The organism is Geobacillus sp. LYN3 (assembly GCF_003064505.1).
In the GTDB taxonomy this organism is placed as follows: Bacteria; Bacillota; Bacilli; order Bacillales; family Anoxybacillaceae; genus Parageobacillus_B; species Parageobacillus_B toebii.
Genome location: NZ_QCWL01000001.1, coordinates 328,256 through 330,939, shown reverse-complemented (window position 1 = coordinate 330,939; position 2,684 = coordinate 328,256). Strand labels below are relative to the sequence as shown.

At 39.9% G+C, this 2,684-nt stretch carries 3 protein-coding genes and 1 pseudogene; 3 read left to right on the top strand and 1 reads right to left on the bottom strand.

What is annotated here, in order from left to right; genetic code table 11:
• Window positions 1–358 (top strand): annotated as a pseudogene (locus tag DCC82_RS17345) (IS200/IS605 family accessory protein TnpB-related protein); the annotation flags it as partial.
• A gap of 221 nt (window positions 359–579) precedes the next feature.
• Window positions 580–1,185, top strand: a complete 606-nt coding sequence (locus DCC82_RS01670) for a KinB-signaling pathway activation protein (RefSeq protein ID WP_012748915.1) — start codon at window positions 580–582, stop codon at window positions 1,183–1,185.
• 96 nt (window positions 1,186–1,281) lie between these two features.
• On the opposite strand, the gene pdaB is transcribed toward DCC82_RS01670, so the two are convergent.
• The gene (pdaB, locus tag DCC82_RS01665) at window positions 1,282–2,043 is read right to left on the bottom strand and encodes a polysaccharide deacetylase family sporulation protein PdaB (RefSeq protein ID WP_012748916.1); all 762 of its coding nucleotides are present in this window, start codon (window positions 2,041–2,043) and stop codon (window positions 1,282–1,284) included.
• 353 nt (window positions 2,044–2,396) lie between these two features.
• Here pdaB and DCC82_RS17900 point away from each other — a divergent pair.
• Window positions 2,397–2,684: hypothetical protein (locus DCC82_RS17900; protein WP_233252902.1), on the top strand; the 288-nt coding region annotated here is incomplete at its 3' end.

Here is a 2,684-nt window from a genome sequence, read left to right as displayed (position 1 = left end):
ACGAACGAAGAATGGAAAGATTTGCGCTCGAATCAGTTATATGAAAAAGTATGGGTTATCCGTTCATGAAAGTGCCGCTTTGGTGATTGGCAGACGGGGGTTAGGGCATCAGGAACGATTGCCAAAAGAACTCATGGACATCATAAAAACGAAAGTGAAGCGTCATTTGATTGCCGTGTTAGGGTCGATGGAAGAATCCTACAAGCAATCGAAAAGCGGCAAGAAACAACGCCAATATTTAATCATGATGTTACAAAAAATCGAAAATTTCAAACAAGAACATGAATGGTCGTTATGGAACATCTTGCACAAATTCTGCTGGATGAATCAGTATCAAATTCAACTAAGGGAGGTGTAGACCTGGTTGCTAAAATCGTTGTCGTGTACTGACCGATGGAAGGAATGGTGCACGACAGATGCCGTCGCTGACAGCGAGCCACGGGGTGTCTTTTACAATAGGTGAATGACAAGGGAATTTCCCTTCCTGATGGAACTCAGGTGTTCCCTGAGCGGCAAGCTGTTTTGCTGGTTCCATCGCGATGAGTCGTTTTTATAGATTTTAGTAACCAGGATGAAGCTGTGAACAGCCGTAAATGGGTGCGTTTATTTTTAACAACATTAGCTATTGGAGGAATAACAACAGCGATTATAGGGATTATACTTAACTGGAGTGAATACGAGAAACTGTTTTTACGATCGGACGTATTGGAAATTATTGCGGTGTTAGTGTGGCACATTGGTGTTGGCTTTATTTTTAGTGTCATTAGTCAAATGGGGTTTTTCGCCTATTTAACCATTCATCGCTTTGGACTTGGGATCTTTCGTTCTGACTCTCTTTGGAACTCAGTACAAGTTGTGCTAATTTTGTTTGTGCTTTTCGATTTAGTATATTTCCGCTATCAAGTGTTTGCTGTGGAAGGGGAGTCTATTGTCAGTTACATACTAGTCGCTTTATTTATTTTGATTGTCGGGCTTATTGTTGCTTATATAAAAAGTGCACAAACGAATAAAGGGGCGTTTGTACCAGCATTATTTTTTATGGTTGTCGTAACGGTTATTGAGTGGTTTCCAGCATTGCGTATTAACAATGAAGATTGGCTTTATTTAATGTTATTTCCATTATTAGTTTGTAACGCTTATCAGCTTCTTATACTGCATAAACTAACAGGTGTTCCAAAGTCATAAAGGGGAGGAGGATACCTCCCTTTCTTTTGCGTGTGCTTATGTTTACAGGATAACTAACCACGAAAGTCCGCGACTTTAGTCACGCGGAAATTCAGTTTAGTTTATTTCTTTACTATTTACATCGCCATTAGCGATCAGTTGTGAAACGCTAACATTACGGTAACCGTTTTCCTTCATTGCTTCAATAATTTTTGGAAGTGCTTTTGCTGTTTGGTTAGCAGAATCTGATGCGTGAAGTAAAATAATATCTCCGGCTTCCATGTCGTTTACGACATTTTCAACAATTGTCTTTACTCCAGGGTTAAGCCAATCTTTTGAGTCAATACTCCAATGAACGACGGTATAACCTAGCGAATCAGCAATCTTTAATACATTCTTATTAAAATTGCCGCCCGGAGGCCGCAATAATGTAATTTCTTTAATTCCGAGCGTGTCAAATACTTTTTTTGCCTGCATAAGATCTTGACGTATTTTCGGGCTTTCTAACTCTGTGTAGTTAACAAAGTTATATCCCATGCTTCCGATTTCATGACCGTCTTCTTTAATTCGTTTCACAATATTCGGATGACGTTCCGCCCAAGAGGCAGATAAAAAAAATGTTGCATTTTTTATGCCATTTTGTTTTAATACATCGAGGATGTGTAAGGCGTTTTGATCCCCCCAGCTGATATCAAATGTTAGTGATACCTCATGCTTGCTTTTTTCTATTTTATAGACCGCCCTTGGCCCAGTAGAGAGAGACAGCGTGGGATTATTGATTCCTTGGGCATATAAAATAGTGGCTGTAAAAAATGCAGATAGAACGATAATAAGTGCCTTTTTTAAGGAACGTCCATTTAATGCATAGAAAAAACTCACTATTTTTCCCCCTTTATCCTAAAGTTGTTCTGTCACCATCTTATGCTTGTCACCCCAGATGTTATGAAAAATATTTTCAAACCATGTTTTATTGTCGGTACCGATAAACATATTAATAAAAAATACATAAAAAGTATTGACAATAAAAATTTGCTATGGTAAATTGTTTAACGTCGCTAAGTGATAGCGAAAATAATATTGACATCTTATTAATGAATGTGTTAGCATAAAAAGGTCGCAAAAAGAGGGAAATGTTCTTTGAAAACTGAACAAAACGAAGCGTCCAAAATAGAAAAGCGAAGGCGAGCGGATAACGCCGAAAGGAAAATGTTCTTCCGACGAGACATGCTTGCATGTCGACGGAGGAAGGTTATTTTCCGCAAGGCGTTGCGAGCCGGAGCTGGACAATAAGAAAAGCTGAAGCGCCGCGATCAGCTCTCGAAGCCAAATGTTCTTCACCCGCTGAAGTGCTTGCACTTCGAGGGGGAAGGTTATTTGGCACAAGAGAGCTAGGCGCTGAAGCTAGACAATACGAAAAGCGAAGGCGACTTGACACCTTCGGTGTCGGTGCCGAATTAAAGCCAATCAACTTTCTTTTTGGAGAGTTTGATCCTGGCTCAGGACGAACGCTGGCGGCGTGC